Annotated in this window: 19 protein-coding genes; 10 read left to right on the top strand and 9 right to left on the bottom strand. The window is 72.9% G+C overall.

Going from position 1 to position 17519, the window contains the following annotated elements; translation table 11 throughout:
* Positions 1-46: 46 nt before the first annotated feature.
* The 5 genes from dmpG to QIS99_RS15180 form a co-directional block, all read right to left on the bottom strand.
* Positions 47-1081 (bottom strand): 4-hydroxy-2-oxovalerate aldolase, encoded by a 1035-nt coding sequence (gene dmpG, locus QIS99_RS15200; protein ID WP_282513858.1) that lies wholly within the window; start codon positions 1079-1081, stop codon positions 47-49.
* Complete coding sequence (locus tag QIS99_RS15195) at positions 1078-1995, bottom strand: acetaldehyde dehydrogenase (acetylating) (protein WP_282513856.1); 918 nt, start codon at positions 1993-1995, stop codon at positions 1078-1080. The genes dmpG and QIS99_RS15195 overlap by 4 nt, the downstream gene beginning before the upstream one ends.
* Before the next feature lie 8 nt (positions 1996-2003).
* On the bottom strand, positions 2004-2786 hold the full coding sequence (locus QIS99_RS15190) for a 2-keto-4-pentenoate hydratase (protein ID WP_282513855.1): 783 nt from the start codon (positions 2784-2786) through the stop codon (positions 2004-2006).
* 311 nt (positions 2787-3097) lie between these two features.
* Positions 3098-4021: an SDR family oxidoreductase gene (locus QIS99_RS15185; protein WP_282513854.1), complete on the bottom strand. Its 924-nt coding sequence runs from the start codon at positions 4019-4021 to the stop codon at positions 3098-3100.
* Between the two features lie 55 nt (positions 4022-4076).
* The gene (locus QIS99_RS15180) at positions 4077-4853 is read right to left on the bottom strand and encodes an SDR family oxidoreductase (RefSeq protein WP_282513853.1); all 777 of its coding nucleotides are present in this window, start codon (positions 4851-4853) and stop codon (positions 4077-4079) included.
* A 78-nt stretch (positions 4854-4931) separates the two neighbouring features.
* Here QIS99_RS15180 and QIS99_RS15175 point away from each other — a divergent pair, with 78 nt between their 5' ends.
* The 7 genes from QIS99_RS15175 to QIS99_RS15145 all read left to right on the top strand — a co-directional run bounded on the left by QIS99_RS15175 (position 4932) and on the right by QIS99_RS15145 (position 10459).
* Positions 4932-5723, top strand: a complete 792-nt coding sequence (locus tag QIS99_RS15175; protein ID WP_282513852.1) for an enoyl-CoA hydratase family protein — start codon at positions 4932-4934, stop codon at positions 5721-5723.
* Positions 5720-6589 carry a CoA transferase subunit A gene (locus QIS99_RS15170; protein WP_282513851.1) on the top strand — a complete coding sequence of 290 codons (870 nt, stop codon included), beginning with the start codon at positions 5720-5722 and terminating at the stop codon, positions 6587-6589. Before QIS99_RS15175 ends, QIS99_RS15170 begins: the two co-directional genes overlap by 4 nt.
* 50 nt (positions 6590-6639) lie before the next feature.
* Positions 6640-7410, top strand: a complete 771-nt coding sequence (locus QIS99_RS15165) for a CoA-transferase subunit beta (protein WP_282514007.1) — start codon at positions 6640-6642, stop codon at positions 7408-7410.
* An 11-nt stretch (positions 7411-7421) separates the two neighbouring features.
* The gene (locus tag QIS99_RS15160) at positions 7422-8474 is read left to right on the top strand and encodes an NAD(P)H-dependent flavin oxidoreductase (RefSeq protein WP_349017299.1); all 1053 of its coding nucleotides are present in this window, start codon (positions 7422-7424) and stop codon (positions 8472-8474) included.
* Between the two features lie 39 nt (positions 8475-8513).
* Entirely contained in the window at positions 8514-9446 is a 933-nt protein-coding gene (locus QIS99_RS15155) for a tyrosine-protein phosphatase (RefSeq protein ID WP_282513848.1), read from the top strand.
* Between the two features lie 78 nt (positions 9447-9524).
* Entirely contained in the window at positions 9525-9866 is a 342-nt protein-coding gene (locus QIS99_RS15150; protein WP_282513847.1) for an NIPSNAP family protein, read from the top strand.
* The gene (locus tag QIS99_RS15145) at positions 9863-10459 is read left to right on the top strand and encodes a Dabb family protein (protein WP_282513846.1); all 597 of its coding nucleotides are present in this window, start codon (positions 9863-9865) and stop codon (positions 10457-10459) included. Before QIS99_RS15150 ends, QIS99_RS15145 begins: the two co-directional genes overlap by 4 nt.
* Positions 10460-10543: 84 nt before the next feature.
* Here the strand turns inward: QIS99_RS15145 and QIS99_RS15140 are convergent, their stop codons facing one another.
* From QIS99_RS15140 to QIS99_RS15125, 4 genes are read right to left on the bottom strand one after another with little or no spacing between them, the layout of a single operon-like run.
* Positions 10544-11701 carry an acetyl-CoA C-acetyltransferase gene (locus QIS99_RS15140; protein ID WP_282513845.1) on the bottom strand — a complete coding sequence of 386 codons (1158 nt, stop codon included), beginning with the start codon at positions 11699-11701 and terminating at the stop codon, positions 10544-10546.
* A 39-nt stretch (positions 11702-11740) separates the two neighbouring features.
* The gene (locus QIS99_RS15135; protein ID WP_282514006.1) at positions 11741-12328 is read right to left on the bottom strand and encodes a TetR/AcrR family transcriptional regulator; all 588 of its coding nucleotides are present in this window, start codon (positions 12326-12328) and stop codon (positions 11741-11743) included.
* Between the two features lie 42 nt (positions 12329-12370).
* On the bottom strand, positions 12371-13159 hold the full coding sequence (locus QIS99_RS15130; RefSeq protein ID WP_282513844.1) for an SDR family oxidoreductase: 789 nt from the start codon (positions 13157-13159) through the stop codon (positions 12371-12373).
* Positions 13156-14325, bottom strand: a complete 1170-nt coding sequence (locus tag QIS99_RS15125) for an acyl-CoA dehydrogenase family protein (protein ID WP_282513843.1) — start codon at positions 14323-14325, stop codon at positions 13156-13158. The genes QIS99_RS15130 and QIS99_RS15125 overlap by 4 nt, the downstream gene beginning before the upstream one ends.
* 123 nt (positions 14326-14448) lie before the next feature.
* On the opposite strand from QIS99_RS15125, the gene QIS99_RS15120 reads away from it, so the two are divergent.
* The 3 genes from QIS99_RS15120 to QIS99_RS15110 are packed head-to-tail and all read left to right on the top strand — an operon-like array spanning position 14449 to position 17488.
* A complete protein-coding gene (locus tag QIS99_RS15120; protein WP_282513842.1) occupies positions 14449-15324 on the top strand; it encodes an enoyl-CoA hydratase in 876 nt (291 codons plus the stop codon).
* Positions 15324-16502 carry an acyl-CoA dehydrogenase family protein gene (locus QIS99_RS15115; protein ID WP_282513841.1) on the top strand — a complete coding sequence of 393 codons (1179 nt, stop codon included), beginning with the start codon at positions 15324-15326 and terminating at the stop codon, positions 16500-16502. Before QIS99_RS15120 ends, QIS99_RS15115 begins: the two co-directional genes overlap by 1 nt.
* Positions 16502-17488: an acyl-CoA dehydrogenase family protein gene (locus QIS99_RS15110; RefSeq protein ID WP_282513840.1), complete on the top strand. Its 987-nt coding sequence runs from the start codon at positions 16502-16504 to the stop codon at positions 17486-17488. Before QIS99_RS15115 ends, QIS99_RS15110 begins: the two co-directional genes overlap by 1 nt.
* Positions 17489-17519 lie beyond the last annotated feature (31 nt).

The raw sequence follows: 17519 nt of genomic DNA, 5'->3' as shown, positions 1-17519 counted from the left end.
GTGCTGGGTGCTCGGTGCTGTGTGCTCAGTGCTCAGTGCTCAGTGCTCAGTTCCGTGCGGCGAGTTCGACGGCGATGTCGATGAGCTGGTCCTCCTGGCCGCCGACGAGGCGCCGCTCGCCCGCCGCGAGGAGGATCTCGGCGCCCGGGACGCCGTAGCGCTCGGCCTGCCGGTAGGCGTGCTTGAGGAAGCTGGAGTAGACCCCGGCATGCCCCATCAGGAGGGCCATGCGGTCGAGCCGGCACTCCTCGTCCATCACCGGCCGGACCACGTCCTCGGCCGCGTCGATGATCTTCAGTACGTCGATGCCGGTGCGGATGCCCATCTTGGCGCAGACCGCGACCAGCGCCTCGACGGCGGTGTTCCCGGCGCCCGCTCCGAGGCGGCGGGTGGAGCCGTCGATCTGCAGGGCGCCCGCCTTGACGGCGGCGATGGAGTTGCCGGTGCCGAGGGCGAGGTTCTCGTGCCCGTGGAAGCCGATCTGCGCGTCGTCGCCCAACTCGGCCTTGAGGGCGGCCGCTCGATCGGTCACGTCGTCCATGACCATGGCGCCGGCCGAATCGACCACGTACACGCACTGGCAGCCCGCGTCGGCCATGATGCGGCCCTGCGCGGCCAGCTTCTCGGGGGTGGTGGAGTGGGCCATCATCAGGAAGCCGACGGTCTCCAGGCCCATCTCCCGTGCCAGGCCGAAGTGCTGGACGGCGACGTCGGCCTCGGTGCAGTGGGTGGCGATCCGGCAGACGCTCGCGCCGTTGGCGTGCGCGGCCCGGATGTCGTCCTTCACGCCGAGCCCCGGCAGCATCAGGAAGGCGATCTTCGCCTGCCGTGCGGTGTCCACGGCGATCCTGATGAGCTCCTGCTCGGGGGTCTTCGAGAAGCCGTAGTTGAAGGAGGAGCCGCCGAGCCCGTCGCCGTGCGTCACCTCGATCACGGGGACGCCTGCGTCGTCGAGGGCGGCGACGACGTTGCGTACGTCCTCGCCGGTGAACTGGTGCCGCTTGGCGTGCGAGCCGTCGCGCAGCGAGGAGTCGGTGATGCGGATGTCGAGGGTGTCCGAGTAGCGGGAAGTGATCGTCATGGGTGCATGCCCTTCGCGAACTCCTCGCCGACCTTGGTGGCGGCGGCCGTCATGATGTCCAGGTTTCCGGCGTACGGCGGCAGGTAGTCGCCCGCGCCCTCGACCTCCAGGAAGAGCGCGACGCGGGCCATGCCGCCGTTCTCGGGCCGGGGGGCGTCGAACTGCGGTTCGCTGCGCAGCCGGTAGCCGGGTACGTACGTGGCGACCTGTTCGGCGATCTCCTTCACGGACTGCGTGATCGCCTCGCGGTCGGCGTCCTCGGGGATGGCGCAGAAGACGGTGTCGCGCATGATGACCGCAGGCTCGGCGGGGTTGAGGATGATGATCGCCTTGCCGCGCCCGGCTCCGCCGATGGTCTCGATGCCGCGCGAGGTGGTGCGGGTGAACTCGTCGATGTTGGCGCGCGTTCCGGGCCCGGCCGACACGGACGCGACCGACGCCACGATCTCCGCGTACGCCACGGGCACGATGCGGGAGACCGCGTAGACCATGGGGATGGTGGCCTGGCCGCCGCAGGTGATCATGTTGACGTTGGGGGCGTCGAGGTGCGCGCGCAGGTTGGCGGGCGGGACGACGGCCGGGCCGACGGCTGCGGGCGTCAAGTCGATGGCCTTGATGCCGAGTTCGGCGTAGCGCGGGGCGTTGGCGCGGTGCACGTACGCGGAGGTCGCCTCGAAGACGAGGTCGGGCAGGTCGTCCTGGGCGAGCAGCCAGTCGACACCCTCGGGGCTGACTTCGAGGCCGGCGGTGCGGGCGCGGGCGAGGCCTTCGCTGTCCGGGTCGACGCCGATCATCCAGCGGGGTTCGACGAGTTCGGAGCGCTGCAGCTTGTAGAGCAGGTCGGTGCCGATGTTGCCGGAGCCGACGATGGCGGCGGTCGCCTTGGGCTTCGTGGGGGTGCTGGAGGGGGGCATGCATCACCTCAGGTGAACGAGAGGGAGACCGGGCCGAGCCCGGTGAAGTCGGCGGTGTACGTCTGTCCGGCCGCCACGTCGACGGCCCGGGTGCACGAGCCGGGCAGCACCACGTGCCCCTTCTTCAGGGGCACGCCGAAGCGGGCCACGGTGCGGGCGAGCCAGGCGACGGAGGTGGCCGGGTCACCGAGCACGGCGTCGGCGCGGCCCTCCGCGAGCAGGTCGCGGCCGCTGGTGAGGCGGGCCTCGACCGCCTTGAGGTCGAGGTCGCGGGGGTCGCGGCCCTCGCCGGTGACGTATCCGGCGGAGGAGGCGTTGTCCGCGACGGTGTCGGCGATGCTGATCCGCCAGTCCCGGATGCGGCTGTCGATCAACTCCAGTGCGGGGACGACGCGTTCGGTGGCGGCGAGCACGTCCGCCTCGGTGCAGTGCTCGCCCGGCAGGTCGTCGCCGAGTACGAAGCCGACCTCGACCTCCACGCGGGGTTGGCAGTACGCGGCTGTCGGGACGGGGCGGTCCTGGCTCAGCTCCATGTCGGCGAGGAGGTGGCCGTAGTCCGGCTCGTCCACGCCCATCATCTGCTGCATGACCGGCGAGGACAGGCCGACCTTGTGCCCGCGCACCGCCGCCCCGGCCGCGAGGCGGTGCCGGATGTTGATCAGCTGGATCTCGTAGGCGTCCTCGGTGTCGATCTCGGGGAAGGTCTCGGTCAGCGGGGCGACCGGTGCGCGACGCCGCTCGGCGGAGCGCAGGATCTCCGCCGCGTGCTGCCTCTGGTGGTCGGTGAGCATACGCATCCTCTGCGGTGGGTCGGGTGCAGGGGAGGTTAGGCAGGGGGTCGGCCCGAGGTGGAGGCCGAATTCCCGCTCACCGGGAAAGGGGTCCCTCCGGGGGGTGCGGGGGTATGGCTCGGCCCCGGTCGTGGCGGTTGCCGACTTCCGGGGCCGGGGGCTGGTCCGTTGCGGGGTGCGGGTGGGTGGGGGTTGCCGTCGCGCAGTTCCCCGCGCCCCTTTCGGGGCTGCACTCGGTGCGGGATCCTGCGTTGCCGGGCGCGCGCGCGTCGTGGTTGTTCGGGCAGTTCCCCGCGCCCCTTTCGGGGCGTCTAGCTCGCGCCGTACACCCCCTCCGGGGCGCGGGCGGATGCCAGGAGTTTCAGGGCCGTTTCGCCCGCCTCCGCAGGGGTCCAGCGGGCGCCCTTGTCCGCCGTGGGGCCCGGGTGCCAGCCCTCCATGACCGTGATCCGGCCCGCCTCCGCCTCGAAGACCCGCCCCGTGACCCCCGCGGAGGCGGCAGCGCTCAGCCACACCACGAGCGGCGAGACGTTCTCCGGGGCCATCGCGTCAAACGCCGCCCCGTCCTGAGGCGCCGCCATCGTCTCCGCGAAGGTCTGCTCCGTCATCCGGGTCCGCGCCGCCGGGGCGATCGCGTTGACCTGCACCCCGTACCGGCCCATCTCCGCCGCCGCGACCAGCGTCAGCCCGAGGATGCCCGCCTTGGCCGCGGAGTAGTTGCCCTGTCCGACGCTGCCCGACAGGCCCGCCCCGGAACTGGTGTTGACGACCCGCGCCTCGGGCGTACGGCCCGCCTTGGCCTCGGCCCGCCAGTGCGCGGCGGCGTGCTTGAGGGGCAGGAAGTGGCCCTTGAGGTGGACGCGCAGCACCGCGTCCCAGTCGTCCTCGTCGAGGTTGACGAGCATCCGGTCGCGCAGGAAGCCCGCGTTGTTGACCAGGGTGTCGAGGCGGCCGTACGTGTCCAGGGCCGTGGCGATCAGTGCGGCCGCGCCGTCGGACGTGGCGATGTCACCGGCGTGGGCGACCGCATCGCCGCCCGCCGCCCGGATCTCCGCGACGACCTCCGCCGCCGGGCCCGCCGCCTTGCCGCTGCCGTCGAGTGCGGCGCCGATGTCGTTCACGACGACCCTGGCGCCCTCGGCGGCGAGGGCGAGGGCGTGCGCGCGGCCCAGGCCGCGGCCGGCTCCGGTGACGACGGCGACGCGGCCGGCGCAGATGCGTGTGCTCGTGGTCATGCTGGGTCTCCTGGTGAGTGCAGGCCGGCCGGGGTCGACTCCCGTCCGGCTACGGTCACTTGTTGACGCTGGCCGCGTCGAGGAACGCGGGCCGCTCCCCGCCGCCGTGCACGTGCAGGCTCGCCCCGCTGATGTACGCGGCCCGCTCCGAGGCGAGGAAGACGCAGGCGTCGCCCACGTCGGCGGGTTCGGCGAGCCGGCCGAGCGGGACGGTGCGGCCGACGGCGGCGATGCCGTCCTCGTCCCCGTAGTGCAGGTGGGACAGCTCGGTGCGGACGGGGCCGAGCACGACGGTGTTGACCCGCACCTCGGGCGCCCACTCCACGGCCATGGAGGCGGCGAGGTTCTCCAGGCCCGCCTTGGCCGCCCCGTACGCCGCCGTGCCCGGCGAGGGCCGGGTGCCGCTGACGCTGCCGACCATCACCACCGAGCCGCCGCCGGCCTGGTGGCGCATCACCTCGTACGCGGCGAGCGAGGCGGTGAGCGGGGCGAGCAGGTTCAGCTCGACGACTCTGGCGTGCCGTGCGGCGCCGCCCTCGCCGAGCATCCGGAAGGGCGCTCCCCCGGCGTTGTTGACCAGGGTGTCGAGGCGCCCGTGCCGGTCGCGGACCCGGGTGAAGAAGGCGGTGACCGCGTCCGCGTCGCGGAGGTCGAGCGGGTGGAAGGCCGCCGTGCGTCCGGCCGCCTCGACCGGCCGCTCCGGAGGGCGCCGGGCGCAGGTCACGACGTCGGCGCCCGCTTCGAGAAGGGCGCGGGTGATGCCCGCGCCGACCCCTCGGGTGCCGCCGGTGACGACGGCGACCGTTCCGGACAGATCGATGATCGCTGCCAAGAGACACCTCCCGCAGCGGGCCAACCGCTGCTATCTTCCGCCTAACAAACGTTTGGTGGAAAGGTAGCTGATCTGCTCATGGGTGTCTCCACCTCCGCCCCGGAAGAGGGCATCGCGCTGGTCACCGTGGACTTCCCGCCTGTCAACGCCCTTCCCGTACAAGGCTGGTACGACCTGGCGGCGGCCGTGCGTGCCGCGGGGGCCGACCCGAAGGTGCGCTGCGTGGTGCTCACCGCCGCGGGGCGGGGGTTCAACGCGGGCGTCGACATCAAGGAGGTCCAGCGGACGGACGGGCACGAGGCGCTGATCGGCGCCAACCGCGGCTGCTACGAGGCGTTCGCGGCGGTCTACGACTGCGAGGTGCCCGTCGTCGCCGCGGTGCACGGCTTCTGCCTGGGCGGCGGGATCGGGCTCGTCGGCAACGCGGACGCGATCGTGGCAAGCGAGGACGCCACGTTCGGCCTGCCGGAGCTGGACCGGGGCGCGCTCGGCGCCGCCACGCATCTGGCCCGCCTCGTCCCGCAGCATCTGATGCGGGCGCTGTACTACACCTCGCGCACCGCCACCGCGGACGAGCTGCACCGGCACGGCTCGGTGTGGAAGGTCGTGCCGCGCGCCCACGTCCTGGACTCCGCACTGGAGTTGGCGCGGGAGATCGCCGCGAAGGACGGCTACCTGATCCGCCTCGCCAAGGCCGCCATCAACGGCATCGACCCCGTGGACGTACGCCGCAGCTACCGCTTCGAGCAGGGCTTCACCTTCGAGGCCAACCTCAGCGGGGTCGCCGACCGGGTGCGCGACACCTTCGGCGGCGCCCCCTCGGCAGGCGGCTCAAGCACCTCCGGCTCCGGAGAGGAGAACCAGTCATGAGCAGGGACAAGACGATGACCGCCGAGGAGGTGGTCGGGCGGCTGCGCAGCGGCATGACCATCGGCATCGGCGGCTGGGGCTCGCGGCGCAAGCCGATGGCGCTGGTGCGGGCGCTGCTGCGCTCGGACCTCACCGATCTGACCGTGGTCTCCTACGGCGGCCCCGACCTCGGGCTGCTCGCGGCGGCGGGCAAGCTCCGCAAGGTCGTCGCGGCCTTCGCGACGCTCGACTCCGTGCCGCTCGAACCGCACTTCGGGGCGGCCCGGCAGCGCGCGGAGTTCGAGCTCGTGGAGCTGGACGAGGCCATGTTCATGTGGGGCCTGACGGCGGCCGCGCACCGGCTGCCGTTCATGCCGATCCGCGCGGGCCTCGGCTCCGACGTCCTGAAGGTCAACCCCTCTCTGCGCACGGTGACTTCACCGTACGAGGACGGCGAGGAGCTGGTCGCCGCGCCCGCGCTGCGGCTCGACGCCGCGCTGGTCCACCTCAACCGCGCGGACGCGCAGGGCAACGGCCAGTATCTGGGCCCTGACCCGTACTTCGACGACCTGTTCTGCGAGGCCGCCGACGCCGCGTACGTCTCCTGCGAGCGGGTCGTGGACAGCGCGGACCTGCTCAAGGAGGCCGGGCCGCAGACGCTCCTGGTCAAGCGCGCGTTCGTGAACGGCGTCGTGGAGACCCCGAACGGCGCGCACTTCACATCCTGCGCGCCTGACCACGACCGCGACGAGTCCTTCCAGCGCGCCTACGCCAAGGCGGCCCGCGACCCAAAGGCGTGGCGGGCGTTCGTCGCGCGGTTCCTGTCGGGCGACGAGGACACGTACCAGGCCGCGGTGGCGGCGTTCCACGAGGAGGACAAAGCATGACAGCGACGCGAAGCGTCTCCACTGAGGGTGGCGGCGGGCGACGGGTGGGAATGGGCAGCACGGTCACAGCGACCCGGGCCGAGTACTGCGTGGTGGCCTGCGCCGAGGCCTGGCGGGGAGCGGGCGAGGTCCTGGCCAGCCCGATGGGCACCGTGCCCACGATCGGCGCCCGGCTCGCGAGGCTCACCTTCTCCCCCGAGCTGCTGCTCACCGACGGCGAGGCGCTGCTGATCGGCGACGTCCCGGCGGTCGGCGCCAAGGCGGAGGTGGTGGAGGGCTGGCTGCCGTACCGCGGGCATCTGGCCCTGGTCGCGAGCGGGCGGCGGCACGTGATGATGGGCGCCTCCCAGCTCGACCGGCACGGCAACCAGAACATCTCCTGCATCGGCGACTGGGCCCGGCCCGAGCGGCAGCTGCTCGGGGTGCGGGGCGCGCCGGTCAACACCCTGAACAACCCGACGAGTTACTGGGTGCCGAAGCACTCGAAACGGGTCTTCGTCGAGCGCGTCGACATGGTGAGCGGCGTCGGGTACGACCGCGCCGCGGCGGCCGGCCCGTCCGCGACCCGCTACCACCGCATCCCCGAGGTCATCACCGACCTGGGCGTGTTCGACTTCGAGACGCCGGACCGGTCGATGCGGCTCCGCTCCCTGCACCCCGGCGTCACCGTCGACCAGGTCCGCGAGGCCACCGGCTTCGCCCTCGTCGTACCGGAGGACGACGTGCCGTACACCCGCGCGCCCGAGCCCGAGGAGCTGCGGCTGATCCGGCAGGTGATCGACCCGAAGGGGCTGCGGGAGCGCGAGGTGCCGGCGGCATGAGCGATCTCTCCCTGCCGACCCGGCTCACCGAACTGGCCGGCGTGCGGCACCCGATCGTGCAGACCGGGATGGGCTGGGTGGCCGGCCCGCGCCTGGTCTCCGCCGCCGCGAACGCGGGCGCGCTCGGGATTCTCGCCTCGGCCACCATGACGGTCGACCGGCTGCGTTCGGCCGTACGCGAGGTCAAGTCCCGTACGGACGCGCCGTTCGGGGTGAATCTGCGGGCGGACGCGGGGGACGCGGGGCAGCGCGTGCAGGTCATCGTGGACGAGGGCGTGAAGGTGGCCTCGTTCGCGCTCGCCCCGTCCCGTGAGCTGATCGCGCGCCTGAAGGATGCCGGGGTGGTCGTCATCCCGTCGATCGGGGCGCGCCGGCACGCCGAGAAGGTGGCCGCGTGGGGCGCCGACGCCGTGGTGGTGCAGGGCGGGGAGGGCGGCGGGCACACCGGGGACGTCGCGACGACCGTGCTGTTGCCGCAGGTCGTGGACGCCGTGGACATCCCGGTGATCGCGGCGGGCGGCTTCCACGACGGGCGCGGCCTGGTCGCCGCGCTCTCCTACGGGGCGGCGGGGGTCGCCATGGGCACCCGCTTCCTGCTCACCTCCGACTCGACCGTCCCGGACGCCGTCAAGGCCCGCTATCTCGCCGCGACCGTCAAGGACGTCACGCTGACCACGAAGGTCGACGGGCTGCCGCACCGGATGCTGCGCACCGAACTCGTCGACGGTCTTGAGCGGTCCGGCCGGCTCAGCTCGCTGCTCCGGGCCGTGCGGCACGCCTCGGCGTTCCGGCGCGAGACCGGGATGAGCCGGTCCCAGCTCGTGCGCGACGGGCTCGCGATGAAGCACGGCAAGGACCTGACGTGGAGCCAGGTCCTGTTCGCCGCCAACACTCCCATGCTGCTCAGGGCCTCCATGGTCGAGGGCCGCACCGACCTCGGCGTGATGGCCGCCGGGCAGGTCGCGGGCCTCATCGACGACCTGCCGTCGTGCGCGGAGCTCGTCGACCGCGTCATGTCCGAGGCGGAGGCCACGCTGCGCGCACTGCCCGCACCGGGCGCCTGAAGTTCACACCCTCCCTACTACGCCCAGGAGTTGATCTCCGTGCGTGCCACCGGAATCCGTCGTACGACAGCCGGGCTCGTCGCTGCCGCGCTGCTCGCCACTCTCACCTCCTGCGCCGCGGCCGCGCCCTTGGCCCGCGCCGCGGCGCCCGCCGAGGGCGCGTCCCACACCCGTACGCCGTCCGGCGGGCACATCCCGCTGGAAGGCGCCGTCAACGTCCGCGACCTGGGCGGCCTGCGCACCGCCCACGGCGGGCGGTTCCGCGCCGGCCAGGTGTTCCGCTCCGACTCGCTCGGCAAGCTGACCGACGCGGACGTCGAGAAGCTCGCCAAGCTCGGTCTGCGTACGGTCGTCGACCTCCGTGGGCCCTTCGAGGTGGAGCACGACGGCGCCGACCGCCTCCCGAAGGGCGTGGAGGTGACCGCCCGGCCGGTGAACGACCTCGGCCTGTACGCGAAGACGACTCAGGCCATCGGCTCCAAGGACCCGGTGAAGCAGCAGGAGATGCTGGGCGACGGCAAGGCCGAGCGGCTGATGAAGGACATCTACCGCTCCTTCGTCACCGAACCGGAGAGCCGCGACCAGTTCGCCGCGACCCTCCGCGACCTCGCCCACCCCCGGCAGACCCCGCTGCTGTTCCACTGCACCTCCGGCAAGGACCGTACGGGCTGGGTGAGTTACCTGGTGCTGCGCGCCGTCGGCGTACCGGCCGCGACCGCCGAGAAGGACTACCTGCGCTCCAACGAGTACCGCGCCGAGGCCGACCGCAGGACCCGTGAGGGCCTGAAGGCGGGCGGCTACATGGAGAACCCTGACCTTCTGATCCCGCTCCAGGAGGTCCGCGAGGAGTACCTCGACGCGGCACTCGGTGAGGTGAAGCGGGAGTACGGCAGCCTTGCGGGGTACCTCTCGGAGGGCCTGGGTCTGGACCGGGGGACGCTGCACCGGCTTCGGGGGCGGTTGGTGCGGTGAGGCGTGGCGCGACGGTTTGATTCGGCCCCGCCGCGCCCCTGCCGGGGCGGGGCGAGGAAAAGGAAGAGGAGGAGCTGCATGACCGCCGCACCACCCCGGCCCATCCCCGTCGACGTGCTGGATCTCGTCGTCCTGCCCGCCCCCGACGTGGACCCCTGGCTGGAGAGCTGGCGTGCCGAGTACCTGCCGGGCGCCCGCGAGCGCGGCCTCGCCGTGGAACGGGTGTGGCGCAGCTGGGCCGGGCCTGACACGGTCGCCGTCCGCATCCTGTGGTCGGTGCGCGACACCGGCGCGTTCTACGCCGCCCGCTCCGCCGCCAACCGCGACCCGCGCGTGCCCGCCTTCTGGGCGCGGACCGACGCGATCGCCGTGGAGCGCGACCGCCAGGTGCTGCAGCCGGTCGCGGAGGTGCCCGCGTGACCCGCTGGGTGGCCCTGCTCCCGGCCGAAGGGAGCACGGCGTACGACAGGGCCGACGCGGCGGCGGGCGTCTTGGCGTCCTCGGCCGGCCCCGAGCTGCCGGGGAGTTTCGGCGGCCGGGGCGCCAGTTGGGACCTCACGTCCGAGCGGCCGCCCGCGCAGGTCGCCGCCGGGCTCGGTCTGCCGGGGCCGCTGGACGCGGTGGCGCTCACGCCCGTGCGCGCCCGTACGGTGCCGTCGCCGGGACCGCGTGTGAAGCGCACCCTGCTGCTCGCGGTCCGGCCCGGCACACCCGAGGAGCGGGTGGCCCGTCTGGAGGCGGACCTGCTCGCCATGCCCGCGCACATCGCCACGATCCGCTCGTGGGCGCTGAGCCGGGTGGACCAGGGGCGTACGCCGGGCCGCTGGACGCATGTCTGGGAGCAGGAGTTCGCCGACGTGGCGGGGCTGGCCGGGGAGTATCTCGGCCATCCCTACCACTGGACGTACGTGGACCGCTGGTTCGACGGCGAGGTGCCGGGCGGCGGGATCGTGGAGCCGCCGGTGGCGCACCTGTTCCGGTGGAGCGGGCGGGCCGTTCTGGTGGGGCGCTGAGCGCGGGGCCGTTCCGGTGGGGCGCTGAGCGGGGACACGGCTGCGGAGGGAGACTCACGGCCCCCGTGGGCCTCCCTCGCCGCCTCAGAGCCGTTCGATGATCGTCACGTTGGCCTGGCCGCCGCCCTCGCACATGGTCTGCAGCCCGAACCGGCCGCCGGTGCGCTCCAGTTCGTGCAGGAGGGTCGTCATCAGCTTGGTGCCGGTCGCGCCGAGCGGGTGGCCGAGGGCGATGGCGCCGCCGTTGACGTTGACCTTGTCCGGGTCGGCGCCGGTCTCCTTCAGCCAGGCGAGGACCACGGACGCGAAGGCCTCGTTGATCTCGACCAGGTCGATGGCGTCGAGCGCCATACCGGCCTTCTTCAGGGCGTACGCGGTCGCCGGGATCGGCGCCGACAGCATCCGGATCGGGTCCTCGCCGCGCACCGACAGGTGGTGGATCCGGGCGCGCGGGGTGAGCCCGTGTTCGCGTACGGCGCGTTCGCTCGCCAGGAGCATCGCGGAGGCGCCGTCGGAGACCTGCGAGGAGACGGCGGCGGTCAGCCGGCCGTCCGCGACGAGGGGTTGCAGGCCGGCCATCTTCTCCAGGGTGGTGTCGCGGCGCGGGCCCTCGTCGTGGGTGACGTCCCCGTACGCGACGGTCTCGCGGTCGAAGCGGCCCTCGTCGATGGCGCGGACGGCCCGCTGGTGGGAGCGGAGGGCGAACTCCTCCATGGCGCGGCGGCTGATGTCCCACTTCTTCGCGATGAGTTCGGCGCCGTGGAACTGGTTGACGGGCCGGTCGCCGTAGCGGGCCCGCCAGCCCTCGCCCGCGTACGGGCCCGGCTCGGGCAGGCCGAGCGGGTCGACGGCCTGCCGGCTCGCGAAGGCGATCGGCACCTGCGACATGTTCTGCACGCCGCCCGCGACGACCAGGTCACTCGTGCCGGAGAGGACGGCCTGCGCGGCGAAGTGCACGGCCTGCTGGGAGGAGCCGCACTGGCGGTCCACGGTGACGCCGGGCACCTCCTCGGGCAGTCCGGCGGCCAGCCAGGCGGTGCGGGCGATGTCGCCGGCCTGCGGGCCGACGGTGTCCAGGCAGCCGAAGACGACGTCCTCGACCGCCGCGGGGTCGACGCCCGAGCGCTCCATGAGCGCCTTCAGTACGTGTGCGCCCAGGTCCGCCGGGTGCACGGCGGCGAGCCCGCCGTTCCGCCGGCCGACCGGTGTGCGCAGCGCCTCGACGATGTAGGCCTCGGCCATGGTCACTCCCTCAGTCCGTATCCATGTGCGTGTCTGCTGTCATTCGCGCAGGGCGATGCCCTCCAGGACCATCGACAGGTACTGGCGGGCGATCTCCTCGGCGCTGTGCTGTCCGCCCGGCCGGTACCAGGACGCGGCGACCCAGACGGTGTCGCGGACGAAGCGGTACGTGAGCCGGATGTCGAGGTCCGCGCGGAACACCTCGGTGGCGACTCCGCGCTCCAGGGTGCCGAGCCATGCCTTCTCGAACCTCGCCTGCGAGTCGGCGAGATAGGCGAAGCGCGGCTGGGTCTGGAGGTGCCGGGACTCCTTCTGGTAGATGGCGACCGCGGCACGGTGCTGGTCGATCTCCCGGAAGGACTCGGTGACGAGCGCCTCGATGGTCTCCCTGGGCCCGAGCCCGGCCTCAAGCACGGCGTCGTACCGGGCCCACAGCTCGTCCAGGAAGGTGGAGAGGATCTCGTCGAGCATCGACTCCTTGGAGTCGAAGTGGTAATAGAGACTGCCCGCGAGCATGCCCGCGGCGTCGGCGATCTTTCGGACGGTGGTGGCGTTGTAGCCCTGGGCGGCGAACACCTCGGCGGCGGTGGCGAGGAGTTCTTCGCGCCGCTCGGGCGAGGCGCTCATCGTGGTCTTCTTGCTGCTTTTCGGCACCCTGTCATTGTCGCCTCACGCGTGCTGGCTGCTGACCGACAGGACCTCGCCGGTGAGGTACGAGGAGTAGCCGCTGGCGAGGAAGACGATGACGTTGGCGATCTCCCAGGGCTCGGCGTACCGCCCGAACGCCTCCCGGGAGGTGAGTTCGTCCAGGAGCTGGGGGGTGGTGACCTTCACCAGGTGCGGGTGCATGGCGAGGCTCGGCGACACGGCGTTGACGCGTACGCCGAACTCCGCGGCCTCCAGGGCGGCGCAGCGGGTCAGCGCCATCACGCCGGCCTTGGCGGCGGCGTAGTGGGCCTGCCCCTGCTGGGCGCGCCAGCCGACGACGGAGGCGTTGTTGACGACGACGCCGCCCTCGCCCCGCGCCTTCATGCGGCGCAGCGCGGCGCGGGTGCAGCGCATGGTGCCGTTGAGGGTGACGTCGAGGACCTTGTCCCACTGCGCGTCGGTCATGTCGACGAGGTCACAGGTGCCGCCGAGGCCCGCGTTGTTGACGACGATGTCGAGCCGTCCGTGGCGTTCCTCGGCGCGGTCGAACACCGCGGCGACCTGCGTCTCGTCGGTGACGTCGCAGGCGAGGGCCGCGACCCGGTCCGCGCCGAACTCGGCGGCGAGCTCCGCCTCGGACTCCTTGAGGCGGCGCGCGTGCGCGTCGGAGATCACCACGCTCGCGCCCTCCTCCAGGAGCCGCCGCGCGGTGGCCCCGCCGATGCCCGCGCCGGCGGCGGCGGTGACGACGGCGGTGCGCCCGGCGAGCAGCTGGTGGCCGGGCACGTACGGGGGTGGGGTCGAGGTCATCCGCGTACCTCCTTGGGGAGGCCGAGCACGCGCTCGGCGATGATGTTGCGCTGGATCTCGTTCGATCCGGCGTAGAGGGTGTCGGAGCGGGAGAACAGGTAGAGGCGCTGCCAGTCGGTGAGGTCGTAGGGCTCCCCGGCGGCGAGCAGGCCGTCGGCGCCGCAGATGTCCATGGCGAGTTCGCCGAGCTCGCGGTGCCAGGTGGCCCAGTAGATCTTGCCGATGGACGCCTCGGGTCCCGGCGCCCCGGCGGCGACGCCGTCGAGCATGCGCAGGGCGTTGCCGCGGATGATCTCCAGGCCGGTCCAGGCGCGGGCGATACGGTCACGGATCAGCGGGTCGGCGGCCGCGCCGTTGCGCTTGGCCAGGGCGATGACGGCCTCCAACTCGCGCTGGAATCCGACCTGTTGGCCGAGGGTGGACACGCCGCGCTCGAAGCCGAGGGTGGCCATGGCGACCTTCCAGCCGTCGCCGGGGGCGCCGACGATGTGCGAGGCCGGGGTGCGGGCGCCGTCGAAGAACACCTCATTGAACTCGGAGGTGCCGGTGAGCTGGGTGATCGGCCGGATGTCGACGCCCGGCTGGTCCAGTGGTACGAGGAGGTACGAGAGGCCCTGGTGGCGGGAGGAGCCCGGTTCGGTGCGGGCGACGGCGAAGCACCAGTCGGACTCGTGGGCGAGTGAGGTCCAGATCTTCTGGCCGGTGATCTCCCAGTGGTCGTCGTGGAGTTCGGCGCGGGTGCGGACGTTCGCCAGGTCGGAGCCCGCGTCCGGCTCGCTGTAGCCCTGGCACCACAGCTCCTCCACGGCGACGATCCGCGGCAGGAATCGCTCGCGCTGCTCGGGCGTCCCGAAGGCGATGAGCGTGGGCCCGAGCAGCTGCTCCCCGATGTGGTTGACGCGGGCGGGGGCGTCCGCGAGGGCGTACTCCTCGTGGAACGCGACCTGCTGTTCGAGGGTCGCGCCGCGCCCGCCGTACTCCTCCGGCCAGCCGACGCAGGTCCAGCCGTGGGCGGCCAGGTGCCGTTCCCAGGCGAGGCGTTCGGCGAAGGCCTCGTGCTCCCTGCCGGGTCCGCCGCGCCCGCGCAGGGCGGCGAACTCCCCGGTCAGATGGGCGCGCAGCCAGCCGCGGACCTCGGTACGGAACTCCTCGACGCTGCTGCTCACGGGCGGCTCCGCATCGCTCTCGGGGGACGGGCTTCCGGACGGTCGCCTTCCGGGCGGTCGACTTCTCGACGGCCGGAGGCTCGTACGCTAACCTACCAAACACTTGTTAGGGAAGGAGGGCGGATGTCCACTGCCCACACTGCACCCGGGAACACCGAGCCCAAGGAACCCGTCCGCTACGAGCGCCGCGGCCCCGTCGCGCTCGTCACCATGGACCGGCCCGACTACCGCAACGCCCAGAACTCCGCGATGACCTACGCCCTGGACCGGGCCTTCTACCGCGCGGCCGGCGACGGCGACGTGAAGGTCGTCGTGCTCGCCGGGGCCGGGAAGCACTTCTCCGCCGGGCACGACATCGGCAGCCCGGAGCGGGACGCGCATCTGCCGTTCGACCGGAAGGCCGGACTGTGGTGGGACCACTCGGACAAGGAGGGCGCGGAGAGCCGGTTCGCCCGCGAGTCCGAGGTCTACCTGGGGATGTGCCGGCGCTGGCGTGAGCTGCCGAAGCCGGTGATCGCCTCGGTCCAGGGGGCGTGTGTCGCGGGCGGGCTGATGCTCGCCTGGATCTGCGACCTGATCGTGGCGGCCGACGACGCGTTCTTCGCCGACCCGGTGGTCCGGATGGGCATACCGGGCGTGGAGTACTTCGCGCATCCGTGGGTGATGCCGCCACGCATCGCCAAGGAGTTCCTGTACACCGGCGACCGGATGAGCGCGCAGCGCGCGTACGAGATCGGGATGGTCAACCGGGTCGTGCCGCGCGGACAACTCGGCGAGCACACACTGGAGTTGGCCCAGAAAATCGCCGAAATGCCACGCATGGGGCTCGCGCTGACGAAGCGTGCCGTCAACCAGGCGGAGGACCTTCAGGGCCTGCACACCGGCGTGGACTCGGCGTTCGGGCTTCACCACCTGGCGCACGCGCACAACGCGGAGACCGCGAAGGACTCGCTCGGCGGCATGGACGTACGGGCCATGAAGGAGGCGAACTCGCGCTGATGGACCTCGACTTCACTGCCGCAGAGGATGCCTTTCGCGCGAAGGCGCGGGCGTGGCTCGCCGAGCACGTGCCCGCCACGCCGTTGCCCTCGCTTGAGACGGCCGACGGGTTCGCCGCGCACCGGGAGTGGGAGCGTGAACTGCACTCCGACCGCTGGTCGGTGGTGTCCTGGCCGGAGGAGTTCGGGGGCCGGGGCGCGTCGATCCTGACGTGGCTGATCTTCGAGGAGGAGTACTACGCGGCCGGTGCCCCCGGGCGCGTCAGCCAGAACGGCATCAACCTCCTCGCCCCCACCCTCTTCGAGCACGGCACCGACGAGCAGCGCGCCCGCGTCCTGCCGTCCATGGCGAGCGGCGAGGTGATCTGGGCCCAGGCCTGGTCCGAGCCCGAGTCCGGTTCCGACCTCGCCTCGCTGCGCTCCACGGCCGAACGGGTCGACGGGGGCTGGCGGCTGAGCGGCCAGAAGACCTGGTCCTCGCGGGCGGCGTTCGCGGACCGCGCGTTCGGCCTGTTCCGCAGCGACCGGGAGGGTCTTGAGGCGGGCAAGCCGCACCGGGGCCTCACGTATCTGATGTTCCCCCTCGACGCGGACGGCGTGACCGTACGGCCCATCGGGCGCATCGACGGCAAGCCCGCGTTCGCCGAGCTCTTCCTCGACGACGTGTTCGTGCCGGACGAGGACGTGATCGGCGAGCCGGGGCAGGGGTGGAAGGTCGCGATGAGCACGGCGGGCAACGAGCGCGGCCTCACGCTGCGCAGCCCCGGCCGGTTCACTGCGGCCGCCGACCGGCTGACCGAACTCTGGCGCGCGCAGGCCGACCCGGCCGACACGGCGCTGCGGGACCGGGTCGCGGACGCGGTGATCGGCGCCCGCGCCTACCGGCTGTTCACGTACGCCAACGCCTCGCGGATCGCCGCCGGGGGTTCGATCGGCACGGAGTCCAGCCTCAACAAGGTGTTCTGGTCCGACCTGGACATCGCCCTGCACGAGACGGCACTCGACCTGCTCGGACCGTACGGCGAGCTGGCCGACGAGGCCGACGACGCGCCCGCGCACGGGAGTTGGGCCGAGGGGTACACGTTCTCGCTCGCCGGGCCGATCTACGCGGGCACCAACGAGATCCAGCGCGACATCATCGCCGAGCGGCTGCTCGGTCTGCCGAAGGGACGTCGGTGATGCGGTTCCTCCTCGACGACGAGCAGCGGGAGTTCGCCCGCTCGCTCGACAAGATGCTCAGCGCCGCCGAGCCGACGGCGGCGGTACGGGCCTGGGCGGCCGGGGACACCGGGCCCGGCCGCGCACTGTGGGCCAGGCTCGCCGAGGCCGGGGTGTTCGCCCTCGCCGTACCGGAGGAGCACGACGGCCTGGGCCCACTCCCCGTCGAACTTGCCGTTGCCTTCGGCGAGTTGGGGCGGCACGCGGTGCCGGGTCCGCTCGTGGAGACGGTGGCCGCGGCCGCGCTCCTCGGCCGGCTCGGCGGTCCGGTCGCCGCCGACCGGCTGCCCGGCATCGCCTCCGGCAGGACCGTGGCCTCCCTGTGCCTGCTCTCCCCCGCCGCGCCTTACGCCCTGGACGCCGACTGTGCCGACGCGGTGTTCGTCGTCGACGGTGACGCGCTGCTCCTCGCGGATGCGGCGGGGCCCGTGCAGCCGTCGTCCGACCCGGTCCGGCGCCTCGCCCGGCCGGTCGGCGGGGCCGTGCTGCGGCGGGGGCCCGAGGTGGCTTCGGCCGCCGCGCACGCCGCCGAGGTGGCTGCGCTCGCGGTGGCCGCGCAGGCGCTCGGAGTGGGCCGCGCGCTGCTCGCGCAGACCGTTGCATACGTGGGCGGGCGCAGGCAGTTCGGGGTCGCCGTCGGCTCGTTCCAGGCGGTGAAGCACCGGCTCGCGGACACCCTGACCGGCCTGGAGTTCGCCGAGCCCCTGGTGCACGCGGCGGCCCTCGCGCTCGCGTCGGACGACCCGGACGCGGGCCGCGCGGTGGCCGCCGCGAAGGTCGCCGCCGGCGAGGCCTCGTACGCCGCCGCCCGCTCGGCGCTGCAACTCCACGGCGCGCTCGGCTACACCGAGGAGCTCGACCTCTCCCTGTGGATCCGCAAGGCCCGCGCCCTGCGCACGGCCTGGGGCACGCCCGCGCAGTGCCGGGCGCGCGTGCTCGCCCGCTGAGCTCTCCCCTGCCGTCTGAGGACGACCAACT

This window comes from Streptomyces solicavernae, from assembly GCF_029968095.1.
Lineage (GTDB): Bacteria > Actinomycetota > Actinomycetes > Streptomycetales > Streptomycetaceae > Streptomyces > Streptomyces solicavernae.
This window is presented reverse-complemented; position numbering and strand designations above follow the sequence as displayed.